22 protein-coding genes are annotated in these 26198 nt (G+C 68.0%); 10 read left to right on the top strand and 12 right to left on the bottom strand.

Features of this window, described 5'->3' with window-relative positions; translation table 11 throughout:
- On the bottom strand, nucleotides 1–2037 hold a 2037-nt coding region (locus ACWGH4_RS08930; RefSeq protein ID WP_453457605.1), incomplete at its 3' end, for an AAA family ATPase.
- Nucleotides 2038–2415: 378 nt separating this feature from the next.
- Between ACWGH4_RS08930 and ACWGH4_RS08925 the strand changes: the two genes are divergently transcribed.
- Nucleotides 2416–3186: a hypothetical protein gene (locus tag ACWGH4_RS08925; RefSeq protein ID WP_453457602.1), complete on the top strand. Its 771-nt coding sequence runs from the start codon at nucleotides 2416–2418 to the stop codon at nucleotides 3184–3186.
- 351 nt (nucleotides 3187–3537) lie between these two features.
- Here the strand turns inward: ACWGH4_RS08925 and ACWGH4_RS08920 are convergent, their stop codons facing one another.
- From ACWGH4_RS08920 to ACWGH4_RS08895, 6 genes are all read right to left on the bottom strand, one after another.
- Entirely contained in the window at nucleotides 3538–4617 is a 1080-nt protein-coding gene (locus ACWGH4_RS08920) for a methyltransferase domain-containing protein (RefSeq protein WP_453457599.1), read from the bottom strand.
- Complete coding sequence (gene tgmB, locus ACWGH4_RS08915; RefSeq protein WP_453457596.1) at nucleotides 4614–5594, bottom strand: ATP-grasp ribosomal peptide maturase; 981 nt, start codon at nucleotides 5592–5594, stop codon at nucleotides 4614–4616. The genes ACWGH4_RS08920 and tgmB overlap by 4 nt, the downstream gene beginning before the upstream one ends.
- Nucleotides 5591–5809 carry a hypothetical protein gene (locus tag ACWGH4_RS08910; RefSeq protein WP_453457593.1) on the bottom strand — a complete coding sequence of 73 codons (219 nt, stop codon included), beginning with the start codon at nucleotides 5807–5809 and terminating at the stop codon, nucleotides 5591–5593. Before ACWGH4_RS08910 ends, tgmB begins: the two co-directional genes overlap by 4 nt.
- A gap of 113 nt (nucleotides 5810–5922) precedes the next feature.
- Entirely contained in the window at nucleotides 5923–6567 is a 645-nt protein-coding gene (locus ACWGH4_RS08905; RefSeq protein WP_453457590.1) for a hypothetical protein, read from the bottom strand.
- A 13-nt stretch (nucleotides 6568–6580) separates the two neighbouring features.
- Nucleotides 6581–6787, bottom strand: coding sequence for a hypothetical protein (locus ACWGH4_RS08900; protein WP_453457588.1), 207 nt, complete (start codon nucleotides 6785–6787; stop codon nucleotides 6581–6583).
- 180 nt (nucleotides 6788–6967) lie between these two features.
- The gene (locus tag ACWGH4_RS08895) at nucleotides 6968–7426 is read right to left on the bottom strand and encodes an ATP-binding protein (protein WP_453457585.1); all 459 of its coding nucleotides are present in this window, start codon (nucleotides 7424–7426) and stop codon (nucleotides 6968–6970) included.
- 230 nt (nucleotides 7427–7656) lie between these two features.
- Between ACWGH4_RS08895 and ACWGH4_RS08890 the strand changes: the two genes are divergently transcribed.
- On the top strand, nucleotides 7657–8886 hold the full coding sequence (locus ACWGH4_RS08890) for an XRE family transcriptional regulator (protein WP_453457582.1): 1230 nt from the start codon (nucleotides 7657–7659) through the stop codon (nucleotides 8884–8886).
- Nucleotides 8886–9470, top strand: a complete 585-nt coding sequence (locus ACWGH4_RS08885) for a GNAT family N-acetyltransferase (protein ID WP_453457580.1) — start codon at nucleotides 8886–8888, stop codon at nucleotides 9468–9470. Before ACWGH4_RS08890 ends, ACWGH4_RS08885 begins: the two co-directional genes overlap by 1 nt.
- 1038 nt (nucleotides 9471–10508) lie before the next feature.
- Here ACWGH4_RS08885 and ACWGH4_RS08880 read toward each other — a convergent pair.
- From ACWGH4_RS08880 to ACWGH4_RS08860, 5 genes are all read right to left on the bottom strand, one after another.
- Entirely contained in the window at nucleotides 10509–11240 is a 732-nt protein-coding gene (locus tag ACWGH4_RS08880) for a hypothetical protein (RefSeq protein ID WP_453457577.1), read from the bottom strand.
- A 97-nt stretch (nucleotides 11241–11337) separates the two neighbouring features.
- On the bottom strand, nucleotides 11338–12054 hold the full coding sequence (locus ACWGH4_RS08875; RefSeq protein WP_453457574.1) for a DUF4352 domain-containing protein: 717 nt from the start codon (nucleotides 12052–12054) through the stop codon (nucleotides 11338–11340).
- 50 nt (nucleotides 12055–12104) lie between these two features.
- Nucleotides 12105–12698, bottom strand: a complete 594-nt coding sequence (locus ACWGH4_RS08870; protein ID WP_453457571.1) for a hypothetical protein — start codon at nucleotides 12696–12698, stop codon at nucleotides 12105–12107.
- A gap of 222 nt (nucleotides 12699–12920) precedes the next feature.
- Nucleotides 12921–13565 carry a hypothetical protein gene (locus ACWGH4_RS08865; RefSeq protein WP_453457569.1) on the bottom strand — a complete coding sequence of 215 codons (645 nt, stop codon included), beginning with the start codon at nucleotides 13563–13565 and terminating at the stop codon, nucleotides 12921–12923.
- A gap of 84 nt (nucleotides 13566–13649) precedes the next feature.
- Nucleotides 13650–14282, bottom strand: a complete 633-nt coding sequence (locus ACWGH4_RS08860; RefSeq protein WP_453457566.1) for an RNase H family protein — start codon at nucleotides 14280–14282, stop codon at nucleotides 13650–13652.
- 277 nt (nucleotides 14283–14559) lie between these two features.
- Here ACWGH4_RS08860 and ACWGH4_RS08855 point away from each other — a divergent pair, with 277 nt between their 5' ends.
- The 7 genes from ACWGH4_RS08855 to ACWGH4_RS08825 all read left to right on the top strand — a co-directional run bounded on the left by ACWGH4_RS08855 (nucleotide 14560) and on the right by ACWGH4_RS08825 (nucleotide 26064).
- Nucleotides 14560–16680 (top strand): hypothetical protein, encoded by a 2121-nt coding sequence (locus ACWGH4_RS08855; protein WP_453457563.1) that lies wholly within the window; start codon nucleotides 14560–14562, stop codon nucleotides 16678–16680.
- Nucleotides 16681–16697: 17 nt separating this feature from the next.
- Complete coding sequence (locus ACWGH4_RS08850; protein ID WP_453457560.1) at nucleotides 16698–18320, top strand: class I SAM-dependent DNA methyltransferase; 1623 nt, start codon at nucleotides 16698–16700, stop codon at nucleotides 18318–18320.
- On the top strand, nucleotides 18313–19557 hold the full coding sequence (locus tag ACWGH4_RS08845) for a restriction endonuclease subunit S (protein WP_453457557.1): 1245 nt from the start codon (nucleotides 18313–18315) through the stop codon (nucleotides 19555–19557). The genes ACWGH4_RS08850 and ACWGH4_RS08845 overlap by 8 nt, the downstream gene beginning before the upstream one ends.
- On the top strand, nucleotides 19554–22814 hold the full coding sequence (locus ACWGH4_RS08840; RefSeq protein WP_453457554.1) for a type I restriction endonuclease subunit R: 3261 nt from the start codon (nucleotides 19554–19556) through the stop codon (nucleotides 22812–22814). The genes ACWGH4_RS08845 and ACWGH4_RS08840 overlap by 4 nt, the downstream gene beginning before the upstream one ends.
- A gap of 639 nt (nucleotides 22815–23453) precedes the next feature.
- Nucleotides 23454–23990, top strand: coding sequence for a hypothetical protein (locus ACWGH4_RS08835; protein ID WP_453457551.1), 537 nt, complete (start codon nucleotides 23454–23456; stop codon nucleotides 23988–23990).
- Between the two features lie 55 nt (nucleotides 23991–24045).
- Complete coding sequence (locus tag ACWGH4_RS08830) at nucleotides 24046–24495, top strand: hypothetical protein (protein WP_453457548.1); 450 nt, start codon at nucleotides 24046–24048, stop codon at nucleotides 24493–24495.
- A gap of 1344 nt (nucleotides 24496–25839) precedes the next feature.
- A complete protein-coding gene (locus ACWGH4_RS08825) occupies nucleotides 25840–26064 on the top strand; it encodes a hypothetical protein (RefSeq protein WP_453457545.1) in 225 nt (74 codons plus the stop codon).
- The last annotated feature ends 134 nt before the right edge of the window (nucleotides 26065–26198 follow it).

Genomic DNA, 26198 nt, shown 5'->3' with positions numbered 1-26198 from the left:
GGTCAGGCGCTCGATCCTCACCTTCGACTCCTTCGCGCGCTCCACCTGGAACACCGTCACCGGCAGTTCCTGACTGGTGAACGCCCTCTGGAGTCGGGTGTCGTGGGTGAACACGACGACCTGCCGGTGCTTGCCGAGCTCGTGGAGGACCTGGGCGAGACCGTGGACCTTGGCGGGGTCCATGGACTGCACGGGGTCATCGATGACGATGAAACCGAAAGGGCTGTCGGCGGTGACGGCCCGAGGAAGGAACAGGGACAGTGCGAGCGAATGCAGCTCACCCTGGCTCATGACGCCGAGGGCGGGGGCGTCCTTGCCGTCCACGGACACGTTCATGACGAGGGAGCGGACAGAGGCCTTCTCACTGCCCCGCAGGCTCACTCCGTTGAGGTCGATGTCGCTCTCCTGGCGCAGCTTCTCCCAGATCTGCTGCGACTGGTCGGTGAAACCCTCCATCCGCTGCTCACGCAGCTCGGTGGAGACCTTCTTGATCCAGGCACGGGCCTTGCGAACGTCCCTCAGCCGCGGGCCGTTCTCCTCGACGGTCCGGGCTCGTTCCGCCCATGCGGCCAGGCGTACGACCAGCAGGCGCCAGCGCTCGTCCCGCTTCTCGAGCTCCCTTGCGGAGTTCTCCCTGACCATGGCGCAGGCGTCGGCCAGCGAAGTGGCAGCCTGACGGGCGCGGTGAGCCAGCTCCCGCGGGTCGCTGATCCGCCGGCAGGCGATCCAGGCGTCCCACGGCCCGGCAAGGGCGGCCGGGACACGCTGAGGCCGGTGCGCAAGGTCCTGCAGGGCCCGAGCCGCCAACTGCAGTTCGATGCGCGCGTCATCGGCACTCTGTGCCTCCTGGCGGAGGACGGCGATCTGCGCGGCGGCGCTCGCGGCCCATTCCACGCCCAGGGCACCGTCCGTCCCGCAGACCGGGCAGGTCTCCGCGTCGGGGTGCCGCTCGCTGTGGGCGAGGGCCTTGGTGAGGAGGTCGGCGCGCAGGTGAGCGTCGTCGGCGCTGGTTCCGCGTACGTCTTCCTCGGCGGCGAGCGCGTCGGCCAGCCGGGCGGCGGCTGCGTCGACCCGTTCCATGTCGGGGCCCTGGGCAGCGGCGGCAAGGCGCAGCTCAGCGAGAAGGCCCTCGTCCGTGTCGTCGGGCAGTCCTGCCACGAGCGCGCCCAGCGTGTCGAAGTCCGGGCTGTCCTGCGTGTCGATGGCCACGAGAGCCTGCACGGCCCGGTCGTCGTCCTCCAGCTCGTACAGGGCGGCCATGAGCTCGGGCACGTCCGCCTTCGCCGCCTTGGCCGCGTCGTCGAGGGTCTTCTCCTCCGCGTGGAGCCTGCTGTCGGCCGCGCTGATCTGCTTGAGGCCGAGGATCGAGGCGATGGCGTCGTACATCTGGGCCGGCTTGCCGCTGATCATGCGGTCGAGATCGACGTACGACAGGAAGGGCCGGTAGTCCTCCATGGCCTGCTGCCAGCCCACCTGCTCGATGGGGATGCGGCCGTGTCCAGGGCGCTTGAGCTCCCCACGCGAGTCGTCGAAGTCCGATCCGTCCCAGGTGCGGGTGAGCGTACTGCGGCCGGCGTCGCCCTCGATGGCGAGCTTGACCTCGATCTCCGGCTTGTCACCCCCGTGGTGGAGGTTGCGCCAGTTGCCGCTGCGCGAGGCGTGCAGCCCGTGCCACCTCATGTTGACGCCGGTGAAGGCCGTCTCGATGCCCTCGGCGACGCTGGACTTGCCCGAACCGTTGCGGCCGACGACGAGATTCACCCCGGGCCGGGGGCTGAGGCCGAGCCAGGTCCGGGGGCCGATGCCGCGGAACCCCGTGACGGCGACGGAATCGAGGTAGATCCGGCCTGCGGGAGATGCCTCAGGGGTCTCGCCCTCTCCCAGCGCTTCCCGCAGGAGCGCCTTCACGTCTTCGCTGAGCGGCGATTCCTCGAGGCGCTGCCCCACGAGGTCGGCAACGGTCGCGGGCTGATCGCCTGCGACCGGCTGGGCGAGGTCGGTGCAGTGGTGCTCGTACTGCTCGGACTGTTCCGTCATCAGGTGCCTCCCGGGCGCCGGTCGTGGTGCGTGAGGGATGGGTGGGCGAACGGCGGGCCGGCTGGTGTCTGCGGTGCCGTTCGCTGCATGACAGAACGTTAGGAAGGCCGAGAAGCAGAGGAGTTCGAGAAGCCTGATAACCCGGGTTATCGCGATCAGTCAGAACTGTCTGCCAAAGCTGAGTAGCTTTGCCTGAAGGGGTACTGCCTCGTTCTGGCCAAGGTGAGGCGCATGCCGGAGCCGGCCAATGGGGTAGGCCCTCGCGCGACAGCACGGCACCGAAAGGTGCTATGCGCGACAACGACTGTGCGGTCCCGTGGGAGGCTGGCAAAAGTGATGTGTAATGGATGGATACGCGAACTACGAGGACAGACGCTCATGTTCACCGGCAAGACACTGGTGGATGGTGAGTGGGTGGTTCGAAAGGACTGCGTCTCCCGCTCTGAAACATTAGGAGCCACCTGCCAGAACAGCTTCTCCAGAAAGGTCACTCTCGTCGTCCATGGAGAGTTGGCAGGAAACGTCAAGGACGTGGACCGCGGCCTGAGCAGGAAGCTCCTGGCAGTGATGCAGTCACGCAGGGAGGGTCGGCATGTTCATGTGGTCGACGCAGCCGGCTATTCCGACCTTCTGTTCGGAGCTCCCGCACGTTGCCGGGATCTCAAGATGCAAGGTGATCAAGTGACGGTCCTGCCTGAGGTCGGGGACGGGTATCTCGGCGGACCGTTCGACAGGTTGCGACTGCGGACGCGCGGGATCAGCAGGTTCGAAACTGATGTCTTGGGGCGCGGGACGCCTCGACACGACAAGCTGTTGTCTCGTCTGGTTGAGCGGATCAGCGAAAGGGCATCACTCGAAGTTCGCTCCGCAGCACGCCGCGGTCCGCAATTCGACCTCGGTTGGGTCGGTGGACGAACGGCCTATGGGGCGTGGGTGGCAAGCCCCCGTCCGCCGGTGGATGAGGAGCAGAACCAGCTGGATGAGGCCGTCCTGTACGTGGGAAGGTCTGTCCGGTCCATCCCACCGCACGCCCGGTTCCAGCCCGTGGTTGTACTGGACAATTCCACAGCTCTGACTTCCGAGCTGAAGCGAACAGCAAAATCGATCGGCGTTCTCGTCAGCAAGATCGCGGATCTTCCTGATCGATGAACGCCGGGGTCGCGATGGTCCGCAGGCCGTCGCGTCCTCCTTGCCTGATCGGGCGTCCCGGCCCGTGAAGAGTCAGAGACCATGTGACGCCCGTGCGCCATGGGAAGCGCGGGCGGGGCGGCCGGCTATGGAGCAGGCGCCGGTCGGTCACGGAAGGGGCGTTCGTGGGCTGGGTGGCCATCGGGGCTCCGTGAGTGTGCTGACGATCGCGGGCCGGGAGATGACCTGGTGGATGTGGTCGTGGAGATCGACCACCGGCCGTGCGTCACGGTACGGCCCGCTGTCGATGAGTGTCCGCGCGACGGCGGCGAGCCGGCCTGATGGTCGACTCGCCGCCGTGTCGCGGCATTCCTACAGCGTTGCGGGGAGTGCCCAGGAAGGGCCGTCCGGGCCGTAGCTCACGGCTTGCCCGGCCGGGCTGACGGTGAGGAGGAAATCGGAGCGGTCGGGTTCGCCGGTGATCGTCTTGGCCACCTCCTCCACCGTGTCCCAGAGCCGCTGGGGTCCGGTCTGCTGGACGATGCCTGTGGTGCGGGCGACGGCGGTCGAGCCGTCGGGTGTCCACAGGCCGACCACCTCGAGGTTGCCTGCATCGTCCCTCCAGGAGCAGGACGCAAAACCGGGCAGAGCGATCGACAGCGGGAAGTTGAGCCGGCCAAGTACGTCCTCGGCCGGCACGGTGCTGCAGGTCGGTGCCTGCTCGCGGGCGGCGTCGAACTGTGGAGACCTGCCCAGGACGCGGCGAGCCATGAAGTACGCCGGTGCGTGGAGAAAGTGGCCGACGGCGTGGCCCCGGCCGGTGACGATGGCGCGGACGATGCCGTATCCGAGCGGGGCGACGATGACCGCACCGTCGGCTGCCTGGTCGAGCAGCGGCGGCGGGATCATGTGCAGGCCCGCGGTGGCGATGATCCGGTGGTACGGGGCGTTGCGCGGGTATCCGCGGGCTCCGTCTCCGGCGGTGACCGTCGGCTGGTACCCGGCCTGCTGCAGGCGCCGGACAGCGGCTTCGACGAGGTGCGGGTCGATGTCGACGCTGGTCACTTTGTTGTCCCCGAGCCGGTGGGAGAGCAGGGCTGCGTTGTATCCGGTGCCGGTGCCCAGTTCGTAGACGCGCTGCCCGTCGTCGACGTCGAGGGCCGCGAGCATGGTGAGCATCAGGGACGGCTGGCTGGAGGAGCTGGTGGGTACGCCGTGCTCGTCGAGCTGTGTCGTCAGCGCCTCGTCGCAGTACACGGCCTCCAGGTACCCGTCCTCGCCCCATGCGACCGGCTGCCACTCTCCGTGGGCGTCCTGGCGGTAGAAGCGTGGTGCGAAGACGTGCCGGGGCACGGAGGCGAATGCGTCGCTCCACTGGCTGGGCTGCTCGCTCAGCGCGGCGGCGAACTTCTGTCGTGCGGCGGCGGATGCGCCCGTGTCGGGCCAGTTCATGAGTTAGCTCCTGCGAGGTAGTCGGCGTGCGCTGCGGCGATCGGCAGGCCAGTGCGGTTCTCGACCCATCCCCAGGTCCCGGCCGGATTGTTCTCGAAGAACACCCACTCTCCTTCGGAGGTGACGGCGAAGTCGAAGGCGCCGAACACGATGCCGTAGTGGGCGAGGAAGCGGCGTACCCCTGTGGCGACGTGTTCGGGTACGTCGACAATGTCGTACTCGATGTGCTCGTAGTCGGTGCGCCAGTCGGTGCCGGCCGCTTCGCTGGTGGTCGTCAGCTTGCCGCCGAAGACCTCGCCGCCGACGGCGATGAGGCGGACCTCGTAGGCTTTGGGGATGTTCTCCTGGAAGTAGTGCGCGGTGACGCTGATGCTGTCGTCGAAGTTGGCGGCGTCGACGCGGTGGGTTGCCACCATGAGCTGTCGGTCCTCGCCAACCTCCAGGCGACCGCCGAGAATCGGTTTGCAGATCAGAGGGCCGCCCACTTCTTCGGCGAAGGCCCGGGCGGCGTCGGGGCTGTTGGTGATGAGGCTGTACGGCACGCGCAGGCCGCAGCGGGTGGCGGCAACGAGCTGCTGCGGCTTGTGGGACGCGACCCGATCGGCGTGTGGGTTGTTGATCCACGGCACGCCGGGGAGCGCGGCGAGAACGTTGAGCATCGCAGCATCGGCCTGGTTCTGGGCCCACAGGTCGTAAGGCTGAGGGACGGTGCCGGCGATGAGCGGGCGTGCGGGCCGCCGCCAGTAGACGGCCCGCACCCCCTCGAGCCGCAACGTCCGGCGCCCGTCGTCGATGACCCCGCTCCAGCCCGGTTCGGTTGGCAGGTGCATGCCGGTCAGGGTGAGCTGCTGGGGGAACTCGGCGACGTCGAACCGCATGACGGGGACGTCAAGCCGGTTCAGCTGATCGACGACCATGTCGGCCGCCGCGTCGAGCTGTTCAGCGACGACGAGCACGGGGCGGGCGGCGGTGCTCATGAGGCCGAGGCGTAGTACGGGTCGGAGACGTCGTCACCCTTGCCGTCCATGTTGGTGTCCGTGGTCGACGCGGCCTGCGGCATGGTGTGCCACGGCGTGCCGTCAGCGGTCACGTTGATCTGGCGGTCCGCGTCCCAGAACACGCCGTCGATCGACGTAGTGACCAGACAGGGCGGTGCGGCCGAGCGTGCGGCGAACGGAATCGTGGTGGTCATGTCCTTCTCCTTGGTGGTGAGGGGAATTGCTCTGGCGGTGGTGCGACCCGGCTCCGGCACGGTGCGACGTCCTGCCGGGATCGCGTGCCGTTCTGGATGCCGGAGCCGGGGGTTCACGGGCCGTCGACCAGGTCGCGGAGGTCGACGACGGTGTGTTCGCGGATCTCCCGTACGAGCTGGGAGGCGAGGAACCAGGGCAGCAGGGGCGAGGTGTACGGGAGCGGCTGGTCGTCGCCCGGGAGGGCCTGGAGGCCGCTCGCGCTCCACTGGTACGGGGTGCCGATGACGCCGTACAGGGGCGCACGGTGCACGAGCAGGGCGGTGTGGTTCTTGCGCAGGTTCGGGCACTGTTCGACCGCTGCGGCGGCGTGCTCGAGGCAGAGCGGCGGGTGCGCGGTCAGGAACCGCTTGCCCGGTTCGAGCCGGGGGCCGGTGTCGAGGAACAGGTGGGCGCCGCGGACTCGGGTGGGGCGGACGCACACCTGGCACAGGAGCTTCATCATCGTCTCGCGCTGCCGTGCGGGGTGGACCATGCGCCACTGCGGGCGGCCCTGCGGGAGGCGGTCGCGGCCGATGTTCTGGGAGCAGCGGCCCCACAGTTCGCCGCGCGGGCCCCGGTCGTCCGGGGTTTCGTCCCAGTAGCCGAGGCGCACGCGGCCGTCGCCGGCGAACGATGCGCGGAGCGCGGCCAGGAGTTCGCCGTCCTCTCCCTCGCGGGCGGTGATGTACGGCACGAGTCGGGTCGCTGTCTCTTTCACGCTGCGGCTCCCTTCACGAGGGCCGGGCGGAAGGGGCGCACGGCACGGTCGGTTCGGGGGCGTTCGGGGCCGAGAGGTCGAGAACGTCCAGCGTGACGAGGGCCAGGCGTCGCAGGTGCACCGAGGCGCCGTCCAGGCCCATGTCCGCGGGCCGTAGCTGTAACGCGCGGGCGCACTCCGGCCGATGGCCGTGGAAGTGCCGGATGACGGGCAGGGTCACCGAGCGCGCGCTGCAGCCGGCCGGTGAGGACGACGGTCCCGGAGGCGTCGATGTTCTCGAAGGCGCCGGGGACGTCCTCGAGGTCTTCGTACACGGAGTTTTCGACGAGGGACTGACGAAGGCTGGAGAGGACTCGTTCGGTGCCCGTATCCAAGTAGCGCGGGACGGGACGGGCGGTGCTCACGCTGGCACCTGCCCGGGAAGCATGTGGGCCCGGACGGTGTTGCGGTCGCCGTCTGCCGTGAGAAACCACGAGAACCGGGCCCCGAGCCGGGTGGCGTGCCACGGTCCGCGGCCGCGGGCTCCGGCGGCGGCCGCCGCGAAGCCGGGGAAGGCGGGGAGCGGGTCGGAGACGTCGATCAGAAGGCCACCGGCCTCCGTGATCGCGAGGCGCAGTCCCGTGCTGCTGCGGTCGCAGAACCGGCCGGGGTTGGCATGGTCGACGGAGTTCTGAACCAGGATCGCCGCCACTGTGGTGGCCGCCTCGACGTTGCCTGCCCACCGCAGCATGGTCAGGCGGGTGCGGGTGTGGATGCGGGTCAGCCCGGCGACCTCCGCCAGGAGGTAGAAGTGCCGTGACCACTCGCCCTCGATGACAGTTTCGATTGTGGGTGTGGCAGCTGAACATATTGACGCCACAGCGGGAGCGAGCGCTGCCTCAGGTGTCGCGGTTCTCGAATGCACAACTCACCCCTGATGTCAGAACGTCGGAAGCACCGGCCCCCGAGGGCCGTCGCCCATACAACTCCCCTCGCTTTGGACAAGGCAGGAAAATGGACCGCTGACGTAGTCGCAAGCAACCGGAAATTCTGGCTCGGCGGCTCTCGACGGGGGTGACCGAAGCGAGACACGACGGCTACCGTGAGTGTGTGACCGAGAATCTCCGGCTCCGTGCTGCCATGACTCAAGCGGGGTATACACAGGCCGAGTTAGTGGAGGCACTGAACGCGTCGCTGACAGCCGCCGGCCACCGTGGGACGATCAGCGACCGCACCGTGCGCTACTGGCTGGCCGGAAAATCCGAGTGGCCTCAGAAGCGACAGCGAGACGCGTTGGAGGCAGTATTCGGGACTCCAGCCGTCGCACTCGGTTTCATCCCCCCGGAGGGCCCCTTGCTCCGCCGTACTTTCCTCGCTTCCACGACGGTGGCTGGGGTTGCGCTTCCCTTCACGACCGGCATCACCGGCCGGGTCGGGACCGTGGAGGTTGCCGGGCTTCGCGCCAGTCTGGAGAGCCTGACCGGCTTGGACGACAAGCGCGGCGGACATGCCGAGCTCGAGGGGGCGGCCCTCGCCGGAGCTGCCGACTGCCTGAGCAAGCAGGATCGGGCGAGCTCCCAGCGGATCCGGCAGCGCCTGCTGAGCCTCGCATCCGACTTCACCGCGACTGCGGCATGGTCGAGCATCGACGCGCGCCGGCTCGACCGCGCGGACACCCAACTCAAGCAAGCGCTGTACCTGGCGAGGATGGCGGACGACAGCGCCACGGAGATGCGCGTGTGGAACTCACTGGCCATGCTCGCCCACCAGCGCAAGGAGTACGGCCAGGCCGTCGATGCGGGGTACGCCGCACAAGCCACAGGAATTACTCGCCGAGACCGGCTGTTCGCCTCCCTCGCCCACGGCCGGACAGCCGTCGGACATGCCAACCGCGGTGATCGGCAGGCCGCGTTGCGCTCCCTCGGATTCGCCGAGGACCTGATGGGCAAGGTGGACCCTGAGACGCCCCGACCGCCGTGGATCGCGTTCTACGGTCCCGCCGAGCTGTATGCGCTGTCTGCGATCGTGCGGCACAGGCTCGGGGATGCAGCAGAGGCGGAAGCCGCTTCGCACCGCGCCCTGGCCGTCCTGCCGGACCGGTTCCGCCGCAACAGGGCGCTGGCCACCGCACGACTCGCGCTCGCGCAGTTGCACCAGGACGACTCGGAGCAAGCGTGCGACACAGCGGCCAAGGTGTTCGACATGATGGTCGGCGCTCCGCTGCCTGGCCGGATGAGGTCGCTGATCGGTGATTTCTACCGCGACCTTCTCACTCTCGCGCCGGATGCTGCGGTGGCGCGAGAGTGGGGTGACCGATACCGCGACCAGTGGAGCCGCTGATGACCCTCGACCTGCGCCATTACTCCCACGCGGACTTGGACGAGATCCGACAGACGCTCATCGACGTCCATGCCGACGCCTACGCGGATCAGATGGACGACCCGTTCCACCAGCGATTCCCATGGTTTGTGGACCACTGGGGCGGCAACGGCGGCTTTGCCTGCGTCATCGCCTGGGACGGCAGTGAACCAGCGGGCTTTACCTACGGCGCTCCCTCCGCCCCAGGGCGCGAGTGGTGGCGCGACTACGTTGATCAGGAGCCTGCGGACCCGTCCACGTTCTCCCTGTCGGAACTGATGGTGCGGCCGAAGTGGCGCAAGTGCGGGGTTGCCGACCAACTGCATACGGTGCTGCTCAGCAGCCGGGATGAAGCGCTGTCGGTTCTCCTGGTGGACACGGCCCACCCTCGCGTGCAGGCGCTATACGAATCCTGGCAATACCGGAAGGTCGGTGAGCGGCAGCCGTTTCCCGACTCCCCGGTTTACGCGGTGATGCTCCGCCGCATCGCGGCCGACAGTGAACTGCCTCCGCTCTTCGCCGCCCATGAATGGCCCTGGCAGCACCCCGGCACGGCACCGCGGTGATCTTCTTCAGCCCTGGGGCATCACACCCACTTGGCGGTCCTCGCGCCGACGGACGTGCACGCGGTCGCTGTCCGATGATCAAGTTGCGCCCCGCTCCGTCCAGATGGCCGCGCAGGCGTTGAACGAGCTCGTCGGAACGAGGGGGCACGGGGCGCGGCCCTGCGCACTGACTACGCGAGCGGGTGCCAAAGCGATCAGCCAGCTACGGCAACGGCCATCCAGTGCCACGGCCTCCCCGCGCGCCGACCACTGAACTCGCCGAGGGTCCTCCACCCGCTTCGCCATTTACCCCGGCCGTGGTACTTGGCAAGGCAGGAGCAGGTGCACAGAAAGCCCTGGGCGTTCTGGCAGGACGAGTTGCACCTTTCACGCGGGTTGTACTCACGGCCGATGAGGACGCTCGGGTACCTACGGAGCAGCTCACTGCTTATGCGGGGGAAGTGAGCGCTAGCAACCGTCCAACACCTCTCGTGGCCGTCCCACCGGAGCGATCGATCGCTTCCGACCCAGCCGGAGAGTTTCCGCTCGTGCTCCCACATCGTGTGAGCCGGGAACCAGACACTGAGCCACCCATTGGCGGGCAAGCCGATTGTCGGAAGGTGCTCACCCTGATAATTCGGTAACCACTCAGGGGGCTTGAGGAACTCTGGCTTCTTTCGTCGTTCACGCCCGCGTCCCTTGCCTCCGCCTACAATCTGCCGGCTATGTCGAGGTCCGGGCCCCCACTCGACCGACACGAGTGCGGCCAGCTGGCCGGAGGCAAAGCAGGGGAAACGACTTACCGGCCTGTCATGGGCGACTACGCGGCCGTCCTGGTCGACCTCGATCGAGTTGCGGCACTTCAAACACGTGCGGTGGGGCCTTCCGCCGTCCACGAGTACCTCCTTGCTTGCGCTGATGTCTCGGTTGCTGTGTCCTGCCGGTCTCGGCCACCCCGTCGGCTATCTCAGAGGGACGTTCCGTGTTGACTCGCCCTGAGGCCCGGAGTGAGCAGCCCACGGCAACCGCCACCTCATGCGAGACGACAGACTTGGATGGTCAGCCCTCCGATTTCTCGGACGTGGGCGGTGTGCTGTCCGCCGGCGATGACCACGACGTCGGGGGCGGGCCGAATGCGCGACGACCGGCTCTCACAGCCATAGTGGCGATGAGGGCGTTGGCGCCACCACCAATCGCGGCGCCGATTCCGAACGGTGCCACTCGGCCGAGAACGATGATTCCCTGCTTGGTCCCGTACTTCGTAACGAAGTTCTTCCCAAGGATCTTGTTGATCTGACGCAACGTCTCAACAGGCACCTTGGCGACGACCTGGCGTCCCCAGTGCTGCCCCGTGCGCTCGGCGACCTTGCCTATGGTGGCGGAGCCGCTCCCGCCGAGCATGATTCCCATCACGATCGTCCGGCGGCGCTCGATCTCATCGATGGGGACTCCGTGGACCTCGGCGATCGAGAGAGCGAAGAGGGTGCTCAGCTCAAGAGACGAGAGAGCCTCGCCTGCCGACAGTGCCAGTGCGACTCCCGTGCCGACGCCGGGCGCGGCTGCTGTTCCTCCGACTGCAGCGCCCGTCCCGGTCAACGCGCTGACGTACATCCGCTCCAGACTGCGGATCACCTCTGCCGGTGTCGCCTCCGGGTTTCGCTGGCGGGCCCGGGCTATGTTCTTGCGCACCAGTGGGCTCTGGACGTTGAGCGCCTTGTCCAGGAGTTGGAGGATTTTCTGCCCAGGTTCGGCTGCTTCCGGATCCGGTTCGTCGAAAGCATCTGTTGCCATGTCTTGAACTCCTTGAATCGTGACGTTCCGACTGGGTCTCAGGTTCATCGGCCGCCTCCATGGCGTGAGGCATGGGGGCAGTCCGGGTACCGGCCGTTCAGGACACGTTGCCGCGGACGCCCTCGCCGAACAGGCCGTCGGTGTAGGTGACGTACTTCGGGGTGAAGGCGCCCTTGCCGGTGATGACGCCGGTGGTCTTCTCGCCCGGGGCAAGCTCCATGGTGTCCATCTGGTTCTCGTCCTCACCGAGCTCGGCGTTGTGCTTGGAACCGTCGGTCGCGGTGATGGAGAAGTACAGCGGGTTGACGTCGATCCTCTCGTCGCTGTTGTTGGTGATGGTGACCTGGACGCTGGTGAAGTCGCCGCCGTCGTGGAGGATGCTCGGCTTGAACGCGGTCTTCTTGGCGGTGATCTGCACCGGCGCCGGCTCGGCGGGCTTCTCTGCCGGCTTGTCGGCGGGCTTGGCGTCCGCCTTGCCGTCGTCCTTCTTCACCGGCTCCTTCTTCGGCGCCTCCACGGTGGTGGGCTTCTTCGTCTCGCTGCTCGAGTCGCCGCCGCTCGCGAGGGCCCCGATGAAAATGATGAAGACGAAGATGCTGCCGAGGGTGATGAGGACGATGGCCCAGGCTGGCATGCCCTTCTTCGGGGGCGGCGGGGGCTGGTACGGGGCGGGGCCCTGTCCGTAGGGGCCGGGCTGCGTCGGCTGCGTCCACTGCGGGTGCTGGGCGAACGCAGGTGCGGCCGGTTGCTGCTGCGGGTATCCGTAGCCGGGCTGCGGAGGCTGCTGGTGGGGGCCGGGGTAGGGCTGGGACATAGGGGACTCCTGAACGGCAGAGCGGAAGGGAGAGGGAGGGGCTGCGGGGTTCAGCCCAGGGAACCGGAGAAGCCGGCGTTCTGCGCCTCGTCGGCGGTCAGTTGGATACGGCCCCGGTGGGAGATCTCCACCGAGTAGAACCGGCTGCCCTTCGGCACGTCCGGGACGGACACCTGGAACGTGCACGTCTCGAGGATCCCGCCTTCGGCGACCATCTCGTACTCGGAGGAGCCGAGGGAGCCGGTGGCGATGGTGGTGCCTGCCGCGTCGTACACGGTGACGGAGGTGCCGCTGCCGATGTCGTCGTATCCGCCGGTACCTCGGCAGTTGTCGCCGACCGAGCCGACGCCGTCGGTGAGGGTGAACGTGCCCTCGAGCGTGAACGCGTCGGCACCGGCGGGGACGTTGGCGGTGATGGCCCAGATGGCGCCGACGAGCGCGGCTCCGGCGGCGGCCCCGCCGAGGACATGGCGGAGGGTGCGCGCCCGGTCCGGGTTTCCCACGGCGGGGGCGGCCGTCGGCATGGGCGGAACAGCGGGCTCTGCGGCGGGCTCCGCAGGCGCGGGCCCCCGCTCGGGCTCCGGTTCGGGCTCCGGCTCAGTGGCAGCCTCGGGGTCGGGCTGCGGGGAGGGTGCGTCGGTCATGGGCTGCCTTGTGTGCGAGTGCGCCAGGGAAATGTGCCTGATCCGTGAAGGCGCAGTGGATGAAGTGTGTGACTCGCCGGAACGGTTGATGATTGCACAATCGCAACCTGGGCATCCAGCGGGACGCTGCCGGCTTTCGCCGGGCGAAGAGTTCCTGAGCGTCAGCGTCCTGCGGCCCGTCCGGTGCGCCGGGTGGACGTGGCCGCACAGCGGAACGGCCTTTCAGTCGCCGAGAGTGAAGGCGAGGCCGCCGGCGCGCAGTTCGGCCTCGGTCTGCGTGAGGCCGCCGCGATGGGACACCTCGACCGTGTAGAACTTCGCCCCCGGGGTGATGTCGAAAATCGAGAACGAGAACTGGCACCCGGCTGCGGTCTTCTCACCCGGGCCGAGAGAGCCGTGGGCGACCAGGGTCCCGGTCGCATCGGTGACGTTGACCTGAGTGCCGAGGTCGATGTCGGCGTAGCCCCCTGTGCCGGAGCACAGGGCTCCGTTGTCGAGCCCCGCACCGACCGAGGGAAGCGTGATCGAGCCGTCCGTCATGAACGGCTCCGGCCCGGCCGTCTCCTCCTCTGCGATGACGATGGGAGCTGCCGCAACGTCGGCGGCCTCGTCCGTTCCGCTCCCGAGCAGCGAGGTGGTCAGCCAGCCGGCCCCGACCGCCGCGCCACCGATACCCACGCCGAGAAGCAGGATCGTGCTGCGCGACAGCTGCGCCCAGCGGGACCCCGGCCGGGACGCGGGCTCGACGGTGAGCACGTGGTCCGGCGTAGCGGGTATCAGCTCGGTCGGCCCCGTTTCGGTTGCCACTTCGGCTTCAGGGGCCGGATCGTCGGAGGCGGCCGGGGATGGCTGCTCGTGCTCGGACATGGCGAGGGATTCCTCTCTCAAGGGTTGGCGGACAGGCCGCCATGAATGAAGGCGCGTCGACCCCGGCCGGCGCCGGAACCTCTCTCATCGCCGGCTGCGCCGGTAGTCGTCGAGGGCGCCGACCGCCCACAGCGGAACGAGCCGCGGGATCTCGCTCACGGGGACCTTGCCGTGCACGGCACGCAGGCCGAGCTTCGCCAGGGAGTCCGCCGCCTCGTTCAGTGGGTTCCCGACGTGGGCCTTCTCGTGGACGAAGGTGAGGTCCGGGGTGTACTCGGCGAGCATCTGCAGCTTGAGGAGCGTCGGCATACGCCCCTGGGACCGGAGGCGGGTGTCGTAGCCCTCCGGCACGCGCGTGCTGCCGTTCTGCCATGCGTGCAGGTAGCCGAGTGCCTCGAGGCTGTCGACGCGTACCTCGACGGAGCGGCCGGGGTGTGCGGCGAGTACCGGCTTCAGGCCCCAGTAGGCGGCCCGCAGTTCGGTGACCACGGTGCGGGTACGCGGGCGTGCGATGTGCACCGGGTAGAGGTGGGCGCGCAGCCCGGTGTGACCGGTGGTGGCGATGTAGCCGGCGGCGACGCGGTCCCTGCCGACGGATGCGTCGGTGGCCACGACGATCGGCCCGGACACGGCCTTGACCTTGTCGCTGATCTGCACCCCGCGGCGCACACGGGTGTCCGGGCGGGGTGCGTGTGCGAGCGGAGAGCGACGGCCCACGAGAGTTCCTCCTGATTCACGGAGCATGTGCAGCGACGGATGGCGATCGACGCCGCCCAACCTGCACCCTCCGGAGCCTCCACAGGAGAGAGAACCGTGATAACCCCCGTTATCAGCCCGACTCGCTACAGCCATCCACCATCGCTGTAAGGTTCTGCCGACCTGCTGCGAAGCCGGAAACCCAGGAGGGTCCGCCCCGGACGCATGCAGGACAAGAAGGGTCGATCAAGAGGGGGACGGGGCTGTGACTACTGCGCGCGATGCAACATCGCCCATCGTGCCCGAGATATCGGCCTGGCGGATCACATACGCCGAAATCGCCTCCCTCGCCCAGGTGAAGCGGCCCGTCCCCACCACCTGGAGCCGCCGGCACCCGGACTTCCCGGCACCTGTCGCCCACGAGGACGGCCGCCCCCTCTTCGACGCCCGCGCCGTCGTCGACTGGCTGACGACGACGGGCCGCGGAAACACCGACCCGCGCCGCCTGCGCGCGGAGGTCGCCCTGCACACACTTGCCGCCTGGCGGACACCCGCTCTCCCGGCGTCCGCCCTCGTCGGTGCGCTGACGGCGTTGATCTGCCTGCGCCAGCAGTATGACTCTCCCGTCGCCGCCCAGGACTGGAACGCCCTCCTGGACAGGGCCGCCGACCTGGATGCCGAGGACCAGTTCCTGCTGGCCGAGCTGCGCGCCGTACCCGACGCGGACGGCGCGGGACCCGCGCTCGCCGCCCTCGCGGACGAGCTGACCGAGGCCGCGTACACCCCGGCCGAGGCCTTCGACTGGGTCCTCGAGGCCCGCCGCCGGCTGGGCTCCCATGAGCTGGTCGCCGACGAACCCACCCCGGTTCTGGTCCGGGCTCTGGCCGCCCTGTCCGGTGTGGACGCCCTCGCCGAGGGGTCCATCGTCGCGACTCCGCACGCCCGCACCGGCGACCTGCTCGCTGCTCTGCACGACCGAGCCGCCGAGGACTCCGGCCACACGTACCTCGCCGCCGACCCGGACCCGGCCCGCGTCCGGCTCGTACGACGCCGGATACTCGTGCGGGGGGTGTACGAGTTCCACCTCGACGTCCTGGAGGGCGAGAACCTGGAGGCCTCCGTCGACGAGTGGGGGTACCCGGACCTGCTGGTCGGCATCCTCCCGTACGAGGCTGCGGAGAGCCGCAGCCCGGCGGCCGTCCTGGAACAGGTCCAGGCGCTCACCGACTACCTCGGTACCGGCTCGACGGCCGTCGTCCTGGGACCGGCCGATGTCCTCGTAGGCCCGCTGCCCCGGCACGGGGAGGCCGACCGGCTGCGCCGTTCCTTCCTCCACGAGGGCCTGCTGAAGGCCGCGATCAGCCTGCCGGAGGGCGCGTTCCCATACCGGCCCGGCTACCGCACCGCCCTGTGGGTCCTGGCCCGTACCCCGCAGGAGGAGCTCACCGGTCGGGTCCTGCTTGCCGACCTCTCCTCACGACCGCTCACCGAGCCGGTACTCGACGCGCTCGCCGAGGACTTCGCCATCTGGCGCTCGTCCGGCTGGCGCGGCGACCGTCGGCACCAGCCTCGCAACGCCGTGATCGTCCCGGTGAAGGAGCTCGACGACCGGCCCGGCAGCGCCTTCGCCCCGAGCCGACGGCCCGCGGAGGCCCGCTACGCCCGCTCCGTCCTCGAACGCCCGGCCCGCATCAGCGACCTCGAGCAGCGCCTGACGGACCTCCAGAAGCAGGCCGGCCTCCAGACCGATCTGCGCGCGGCGATGAACATTCAGGCCGTGACTCGCCCCGAGGACCAGCCGGTGCGGCGCACCACGGTCCGCCGGCTCCTCGATGCACGCCGCCTGCGCCGCCGTCCCGGCCACCGCCTCGCGCCCGAACACCTCACGGCCGACGGCCACTACCCGGTGCTCGGCCCGGAGGAGATCCTCGGCACCGCGCGGCTCGGCAGCCGCCGGATCGACCGCGGTTTACTCCTCACGGCGTACGAGCACGCCCAGTTCACGGAGCCCGGCGACGTCGTCGTCACCGCGAGCCCGCGGTTCGGCGTTCACGTCGACACCGGCGGCCTGTCGGTGGTCGTGGCCCCGGCCCGCATACTGCGCGTCCACCCCGACGCCGACCCGCCGGTCCGCCCGCGGGTGCTGGCGGCGCTGCTGCGGGCGGCGGCCACCGAGTACGCGCGCACCGTCGGGGCTGTACGGGCGCCGCGCGGCATCGAGGACCTCGACATCCCGGACCTGGGGCGGGCGGAGGCGGAACGGTACGACGCCGCGCTCGCCGAGATCGAGAGCCGGGCGACGCTGCTGCGGGAGCAGTCCGCCGCACTCGACGACCTGGTCCGCATCACGGCCGCCGGCATCGCCGACGGCACCCTGACCATCCAGAACCTGCCCGTGACCGAGAACTACGAAGACTGAAGGAGACGGCTCACCCCATGCCTCCCGGCAAGAAGAAGGCCACCGACCAGGCGGAGCTGTTCAGCGCCTCGACCGCCAAGGAGATTCAAGCGATCCTGTGGAAGGCCGCAGACAAGCTGCGCGGCTCCATCGACGCCGCGCAGTACAAGGAATTCGTCCTCGGCCTGATCTTCCTGAAGTACGTCTCCGACGCCTTCGACGAGCGGCGTGGTGAGCTGGCCGCGGAGCTTGCCGACGACGGCATCACCGAGGAAAGGATGGACGACTTCCTTGAGGACCGCGACGAATACACCGGCGCGCACGTCTTCTGGGTGCCGGAGACCGCCCGCTGGTCGTGGATCGCGGCGAACGCGAAGAGCCAGGGCGTCGGCAAGCTCCTCGACGAGGCGATGGACGCAGTGATGGCGGAGAACGCCTCGCTGAAGGGCGTCCTGCCGAAGATCTTCAACCGCGACAACGTCGACCAGAAGCGCCTGGCCGAGCTCGTCGACCTCATCAGCGACGCCCGCTTCGGCGGCAGCGAGGGCAAGCCGGCGCAGGACGTACTGGGTGAGGTGTACGAATACTTCCTCGGCAACTTCGCACGCGCGGAGGGCAAGCGGGGCGGCGAATTCTACACGCCGCGGTCGGTCGTCCAGTTGATCGTGGAGATTCTGGAGCCGTACGAGGGACGGGTCTACGACCCGGCATGCGGCTCGGGCGGCATGTTCGTCCAGGCCAGCAAGTTCATCGAGGCGCACCGGGGGCGCGGGCACAAGGCCGACATCGCGGTGTACGGCCAGGAGCTCAACGAGCGCACCTGGCGTCTGGCCAAGATGAACCTGGCCATCCACGGCATCGACGGCAACCTGGCGGCTCGTTGGGGCGACACGTTCGCCGACGACAAGCACGCCGACCTCAAGGCCGACTTCGTGATGGCCAACCCGCCCTTCAATATCAAGGACTGGGCGCGGGACGAGGGCGACGCGAGGTGGAAGTTCGGCGTCCCGCCGAAGAACAACGCCAACTACGCCTGGCTCCAGCACATGGTGTCCAAGTTGGGCGAGCGAGGGACGGCTGGCATCGTCCTGGCGAACGGCTCGATGAGTTCTCAGTCGAGCGGCGAGGGCGACATTCGCCAAGCGATGGTGGAGGCGGACCTGGTGGCGTGCATGGTGGCGCTGCCCTCGCAGTTGTTCCGGACGACGCAGATCCCGGCGTGCCTGTGGTTCCTGGCCAAGGACAAGTCCCCGCAGGGCGCGAAGGGCCTGGAGGACCGACGCGGTGAGATCCTGTTCATCGACGCCCGAGCAATGGGCGAGATGCTCGATCGGACTGAGCGCATCCTGACCGAAGCCGACCTCGCGAAGATCGCTGGCACGTACCACGCATGGCGGGGTACAACGTCGGCACGGGAGAAGGGGCTGACATACGAGGACGAGCCGGGTTTCTGCTTCTCAGCAGATCTGGAGACCGTGCGTCAGCACGGGTACGCGCTGACACCGGGACGGTATGTGGGTGCCGTCGAGGTGAAAGACGACGACGCGGAGGCAGTGGCGGCAAGGATCACCAAGCTGACGGAGGAGCTGTACGGGCTATTCGAGACGTCGGCGACGCTGGAGAAAACGGTTCGGGAGCAGCTGGGAGCGATCCGTGGCTAAAACGAACACATCCACCGGCGGCCGCGCCGCCACAGCCGGGATCATTCCCGGTAAGTGGGCACTGAGTGTCGGTAAGCCCAGCATTCCAGCACCTTCTGGCTTCAAATGGAGTCCACTGTCCGAAATTGCTCGCCTGGAGAGCGGACACACTCCAAGCCGTCGAAACCCTGAGTATTGGGACGGCAATGTCCCATGGATCGGTATCAAGGATGCGACTGGAAACCACGGACGGACAATCACATCCACCCTGCAAACCATCACCCAGGCCGGATTGGATAATTCGTCTGCCCGCTTGCTTCCTGCCGGCACCGTCTGTTTGTCCCGGACAGCATCAGTGGGCTACGTCGTCACTATGGGCGCCCCCATGGCGACGAGCCAGGACTTCATCAACTGGGTCTGCGGGCCAGAGCTTTCACCCCGCTACCTCCACTACATTTTGGTCATGGAGCAGGATTCCGTTCGGCGGTTCGCGCACGGGACGACGCACCAGACTGTGTATTACCCCGAAGCTAAGGCCTTCCACGTATGCATCCCTAGTCGGGAAGAGCAAGATCGAATCGTCTCCATGCTCGGGGCGCTGGATGACAAGATCGCTGTCAACGAGCGCATCGAGGCAGTGGCCGACAAGCTGATGATCTCCCACCTGGAGGAGGCACTCTCTCAAAGAGCAATCGACGTCCCACTATCAGAGGTAGCGGCCTTCCACAACAAGAAGAGGGTCCCTCTGTCCTCACGAGAACGATCGGCGATCCCAGGACCTCACCCCTACTATGGGGCAGCTGGCATTATCGATCACGTCGAGGGCTTCCTATTCAGTGGTCCCCACGTACTCGTCGGCGAAGATGGGACGGTTGTGACCCGTGACGGGCGACCTGTTGTGCAATTTGTATGGGGTGACTTCTGGGTAAATAACCATGCTCATGTCCTTACCGGGACTCGCATCTCCTCGGAGTTGCTGGCGATTGCCCTGCAATTCACCAATGTCGCATCGCTTGTCACGGGAGCCGTACAACCCAAGCTCAATATGCGAAACCTTCAGCGGCTGCCCCTTCGCATCCCGCATGAGAACGATCGGAACCGAGTCGAAGGAGTGGTTGCGCGTCTTTGGGAAACCGTGCGTCACAGGCGAGATGAGTCCCGAACGCTCGCCGCCCTCCGCGACACCCTCCTCCCGCAGCTAATGTCCGGCCGCCTCCGTGTCAAGGACGCCGAGAAGATTGTCGAGGACAACACATGACGCCCCCCGACGACGCCAGACAGAACCACCGCCCCCACGAGTCCGACTGGGAGCTCCTCGCCCTCGACGAGCTGGCTGAGCTGGCCTGGGAGCTCACCCCCGGCAACGAGTTCGCCCCCGGCTCCGGCCACCGCAAGTCCTGGGACGACCTGATCCTGTACCCGGACCTCCGCGAGGCGGTCGAGCGGCTCAACCCCGGCCTCCCGCCGGCCGCAGTCCGTGACGCCGTCGCCGCTGCGGCGACCCCGGCGTCCCAGGACACGTACGAGGAGAACCGCACCGCCCACGGGTGCCTGACCGCAGGCATCCGGTCCGTCACGTACACCGACGCCTTCGGCGCCGAGCACAACCCCACCATCCGCCTCGTTGATCTGGACGACCCCGACGCGAACGTCTACCGCGCCGTCAACCAGGTCACCGTCATCGACGGCGAGAAGAACCGCCGCTTCGATGTCGTCCTCTACGTCAACGGCCTCCCGCTCGCCGTCCTGGAGCTGAAGCGGGCCGGCGACGAGGACGCCACGCTCCAGACGGCGCACTCGCAGGTCGCCCGGTACGTCCAAGAGTTCCCGACCGCCTTCCGCTACAACTCGGTCGTTTTACTCTCCGACGGCATCACAGCGAAGTACGGCACGCCCTTCACCCCGTACGAGCACTTCGCGCCGTGGAACACGGACGAGTTCGGCAACCGCGTCGACCCGCTCGACGCCGAGGGGATATGGGACTCGGGCCAGAACCTGGCCGTGCACGGTCTGTTCACCCAGCCGCGCTTCCTCTCCCTCATCAAGTCCTTCATCAACTTCGTCCCCTCGAAGCGGATGAAGCGCATCGCCAAGCCCCACCAGTTCCACGCGGTGAGCCGCGCCGCGGACGCCGTCCGTGAGGCCTCGGCGAGCGACGGGAAGGCCGGCGTCGTCTGGCACACCCAGGGCTCGGGCAAGTCCGAGGAGATGGTCCTCACCACCACCATGGTGATGAAGGATCCCGCCCTGCTGAACCCGACGGTTGTCGTCATCACGGACCGCACGGACCTCGACGACCAGCTGTACTCGACGTTCCTCGAGAGCGAGATCCTCCCGGAGGCGCCGAAGCAGGTCCTCACTCGGGCGGAGCTGCGTGAGGAGCTCGCCGCCAAGCGGGTCGGCGGCATCCTCTTCACCACGCTGCAGAAGTTCGGCCGTACCAAGGAGGAGAAGGAGTCCGGCGCCGACCACCCCCTGCTCTCCGACCGGCGCAACGTCGTGGTCGTCGTCGACGAGGCCCACCGCAGCCACTACGACTCCCTTGACGGCTACGCCCGCCACCTGCGCGACGCGCTCCCGCACGCCACGCTCCTCGCCTTCACCGGCACGCCGATCTCCGAGGCCGACCGCAACACCCGAGAGGTGTTCGGCGACTACATCGACGTCTACGACCTCAAGCGCGCCGCCGACGACGGCGCGACCGTGAAGGTCTACCACGAGAGCCGCGTCATCCAGCTGGTGCTGGACAAGGACGTCGACCCGACGAAGATCGACGAGGAGGCCGACCGCATCACCGACGGCCTCGACGACACCGAGCGCCGACGCGTCGAGCAGGCCGTCGCGACGATGAACGCGATGTACGGCGCGCCCGCCCGCATACGGGACCTCGCCGCGGACCTGGTGACGCACTGGGAGGGGCGGCGCGAGCGCATGCAGCCGTTCGTCGGCGTCTCCAAGGCGGGCGGCGCCGCCGGCAAGGCAATGGTCGTGTGCGCGACCCGCGAGATCTGCGTCCGCGTCTACGACGCCCTGCGCGAGCTGCGGCCCGAGTGGCACAGCGACGAGATCGACAAGGGCGCGATGAAGATCGTCTTCTCGTCGAACTCGCGCAAGGACCCGGACCACCTGCTCGCCCACGCGCTGAGCGACAGCCGCCGCAAGGCGGTCATCAACCGGGCGAAGGACCCCGACGACGAGCTGGAGCTGCTCATCGTCAACAACATGCTGCTGACCGGCTTCGACGCCCCGCCGATCCACACCATGTACCTGGACCGGCCGCTGAAGGGCGCCAACCTGATGCAGGCCCTGGCCCGCGTCAACCGCCGCTTCCGCGCCAAGGAGGACGGTCTCCTCGTCGGCTACGCGCCGCTGACCGAGAACCTCCAGCGGGCGATCGCCGAGTACACCGAGGCCGACCAGGAGGACCGCACCCTCGGCCAGGACCTCGACCGGGCGCTGGACGAGCTGCGCAATGAGTACGACGTCCTCGCCGACATCCTGCGCGGCTTCAACTGGCGGGCTCGCCTGGACATGCCGTCCAAGACGGCGTTCATCGACGCCGCGATCAAGGCCGCCAACTACCTGCGCGACCCGCGCACCGCGGGCAACGACCCGGACAAGCTCGACGACCCCCGCCAGACGCTCGGCCGGCGCTACCGGGAGCATGCCCACCGCCTGGAGCGCTTCTACGCGCTCTCCGGCAGCGCCGCGAACATCGGCGAACGCTTCCCGGACCATCCCTCCTGGCGGCGGGACATCCAGTTCTTCGTCGAGGTCCGTGCCTACATGGCGAAGTACGACGCGATGGACCGCGAGGCGCGCGGTCTGCCCGTCGCCCGCGACGTCGAGCTGTACCTCTCGCAGCTCACGTCCTCGGTCGTCGAGACGGGCGGCGTGACGGACCTGTTCGCCGAGGCCGGCCTGGAGACCGCCGACCTGACGCACCTCAACGACGCGCTCGTCGCACAGTTGCAGAACAGCGAGACTCCGCACCTGGCGGCGGAGGCGCTGCGGCGGCTGATCGAGCGGAAGATGCGCGAGGTGACGCGGCACAACATCGTCCGGCGCACGACGTTCTCCGAGCGGCTGCAGGACCTGATGGTCCGGTACATGCGGCAGCAGTACACGAGCGCGGAACTCATCGCCAAGCTCGTCGAGATGGCGAAGGAGGTCATGGACGACGCCCGCCGCGGCGAGAAGTTCGAGCCGCCGCTGGACTGGCGCGAGCTCGCCTTCTACGACGCGGTGGCCGACCACGGCACGGCGCGCTCGGTGATGGGCGACGAGGTCCTGGCCGGCATTGCCCGCGAGCTGGTGGCGGAGGTCCGCAGCAAACTCAAGCCGGACTGGATCGCCCGCGAGGCGGTCCGCGCCCGCCTCCGCAGCGCCATCAAGCGCCTCCTGGCCCGCCGCAACTACCCGCCGGACCAAGCCCCGGAGGCCATCGCCCTGGTCCTCAAGCAGATGGAGCACTTCGCCAACGAGTGGTCCACGGGCGGCGCGCCGGGCAGCTGACACTCACCTGGCCACATGCTTGATGTTCACTGTCCGTCCTGGCCGAGCCGATCCGCTCGGCCAGGACAATGGTCCTACTTCCTGCGCAGGACCGCAGCGGCTACTTCATCGAAGGGTGCACCTGGTTCACAACCCGTTGCGTCGCCGTTCCCTCTCAAGGCGTATCCGACGAGCGTGTTCGTCTTCCTGTTCAGGTTCGTCCCATTGGTCTTCAAGCTCCTCCGGGTCCGGTCCCACGTCATCGTGGTGAGCTGGTGCCGGCGGGTCTCCGCCGTGCAGGTAGTGAGAAACAAACCACTGCGTCATGGACACCCCGCCTGAGTAGTTCGTAGCCGCGTAGCTGTTCATGACCAGTCTGCTATCTGAGGGCACCTCACAAGAGGAAAAGGACGATTCCGCTGCAAGAGCTCGGAGGTAGGCGCCGCGGCCTCGGTGCTGCTGCCAGCAGAGGCGGCCTCGACAAGGCGGCTGGTAGGAGGCTACGTGGCACGACGCATGCGGCTCGGATGTAGGCCGAGGAGAGTCACACGGCGTCGTCCGGAACGGTCGTTCCGGACAGCTGAAACGGCCGCGCCCCGTTCATGACAGACCAGAGCAGAGACCTGCTCTGCCGAAGGCTGGCTACAGGAGGCGCAAACGATGAGCGATGGGACAGGGTGGATGCAGCGCGACCTCGAAACGCGGGGATTCCGTGGCTTCGTCCCGTTCGAGAGGCTGCCCGGCGCTGATGTCCCCAAGGACGGAGGCGTCTATGTGGTGCTGCGGCCGTCTCTCGGCCCGCCACGCTTCCTGACGACCAGTCCTGCGGGACGTCGCAGGCAGCGCGACCCCTCTGTCCCGCCCGAGCAGTTGGCCCTCGAGTGGGTCACAGGCGCCCACCTTCTCTACATCGGCAAGGCCGGCGCCGGCGCGAAGCGCGAGCACGGGCTGAGGGGCAGGTTGCGGCAGTACGCCAGGTCAGGTACCGGCTCGTCCGGTCACTGGGGAGGTCGCTACATCTGGCAGCTCGAGGACTCCTCATCGCTGCTGGTCGCCTGGCGTCCCACACCTGGCTTGAATCCGGCGCACGTCGAGGCCGAGTTGATCGACGAGTTCATCCTTCTCCACGGCAAGCCGCCCTTCGCGAATCTACGCCGGGGCAGTCGCAGCCAACCCCAATCTCTTGTGGATTCGTAAACGAACCCCTACCGTCTGCTTACGGATTCGTCCACGAAGCCACATGGAGCTTGCAATGGACAACTCAACGTTGCGTGCCGCAGTGGTCGCGGCCCTTGCCGACCTCGACTCCCTCAAGGGCAGACTGACCGGCCTGCTCGAGGAGATCGAAGGCACGGAGACCGTCGATCTCGGCCGCCAGGGACTTTGGACGAAGGAGCAGGTTGCGCTGCTCTGGAGCAGAGTCAGCCACCTCTCGGGGGTTCAGGCGCTCTTCGCCGCCACCGCCGAACGCCCCGGCGACAAGGTCACGTTCACGGAGATTCTGAAGCGCTCCGGGCTACCTGAGCGCCAGCAGGGCAACGAGCACGCCGCCCTCAGCCGCATCTCTGCCAGGCTGTTCAACGAGAAGCGCTGGCCGATCGAGAACATCCAGGGCGGCACCGACAGCACCACAGGCAAGGCGGAGACGCTGTACTGGATGGACAGCCGCGTGGCCGAGTGGTGGCTTGAGATCGCCCAGTAAACACCGAATCATCCGTGACGAGCTGGCTCTTCGCATGGCTCGCCCCGTCAAACATCACCGGGACGCGTCGAACGCAGAATGTCCACCGACCTATCCTCGGCCGACTCCTGACAAGTGGGGTCCAGCACCCCCGCGTTGCTCGTTCCTCTCGACGACGATCCAGTTCCACTCACGGCTCTGTACGGCACGACTGACATCAGCCGTGATGCGCCAGCCTTCCATCCACCTGCCATACCCGTGGTTACGGGCTTTGCAAGAGCATGTGCAACGGTGCCCCTCAGCGGCAAGGCAATTCGGTTTGCATTCCTCGTCGCTGCGGTACTCCCGCCCCACGGCGATACGCGGGAACCGGTCAAGGAACGCATTGGCAAGCCGGATGAAGTGGTCAGCAGCGACCGTCAAGCACTTCTGACTCGAATCCCATTCCGGTCTCACGCGGCTTGAGAGGCATTGCTTGATGAGCTCCTCGAGGCTTGCTTCCGTCCTCTGTGGCGCCCATACCCCGATGCGGCCCCGCGCGGGTAGGGCGATGGATGGGAGCACGTCGCCGTCCCACGCGGGGAACCATGGCGGCGGGGCCACGAGGGCTCGCAGGCGACGCGGCTTCCTCGCATGACCCACTTCCTGGTCGCCGGGCCGCTCAACAGGTGTCAAGCGACGGGGGATGCCTGGCCTTGCCTTTCTGTCCGGCGCATAGAGCATCTCGGATGAGTCGGGGCATAAGCCACGACCGGGGCGAAAGTGAGCCGGTACATAGCCGGAGGCAAGATAAATGCTGATCTTGGATCCGCATGTCTCACAGACATGGGACCTGTATGCAGATGCCACCGCTACCCCCTCAGAACGGCGCGAGGAGAAGACGATAGCGCTAACTAAGTGCTGGCGCATGAATGATCCACACCTGCGGATGGCCCGCCGGTCGCTCGCGTTGCCCGGAGCGAGGGTCGCTCGCCAGCAGAGCTGACGTCAGGGCGGAAGGTCGCCCGGCTTAGGCGACGTTGGTGGGAGCGGGCGTCTGACAGGCTCACGCGTCTGAAGCCCCCTCTTGCTGTGCTGCCACGCTGCAGCGCCCAGGACTGCTGCCAGAGCTTCGTGCGCGGCTCGCGTGGACCAGACGTGGTCGAGGGCGTACGACAGGTGCCGGGCACCGACGCGGCGGTCGGTGCGGTACGGGCGCAGCGAACACCGCGAACATCGTGCGAATTATCGGGAGTTGAGAACATGGCCGCGAGGAAGCCCACGCCCAATCCGCCCTGGCCGGGTTGCTCGACCAGGCGAAGACACGCACCCAGCTGACGTAGCAGGTCACCGCAGGCCTCGGACGGCTCCCGCACACAGGGCCGCGTGCACGCCTGCGCCGTGGTGGCGCAGCGGCAGCTCGAGCACGGGCACCTCGATGCCGCCTGCGAGTCGTGGACCCGCTTCTTCGGCGAGCACGAGCACGTGTCTCCGGCCCGCGGTTACGACCACTTCGCCACCACGCGCAGACGACTCGCACCCCACGCAAAGGCACAGGTCGTGCGGGAGACGGCCCCGCGGTTGCGGGAGATCGCCGCGCTCAAGGCGTAGCCCCCGATGCCCCGAGGCCGGGGACGGCCGGTCCCGGGGAACCTCCACGGAGCCGGCACGCAAGGTGCAGCGGCAGCTTCGGGGTACGCGCAGGCGGAAGCGGCCCGCCCGGTGGACCCCAGGCCCCCCGGCGG

Source organism: Streptomyces sp. NPDC054847, assembly GCF_053610925.1.
This window is presented reverse-complemented; position numbering and strand designations above follow the sequence as displayed.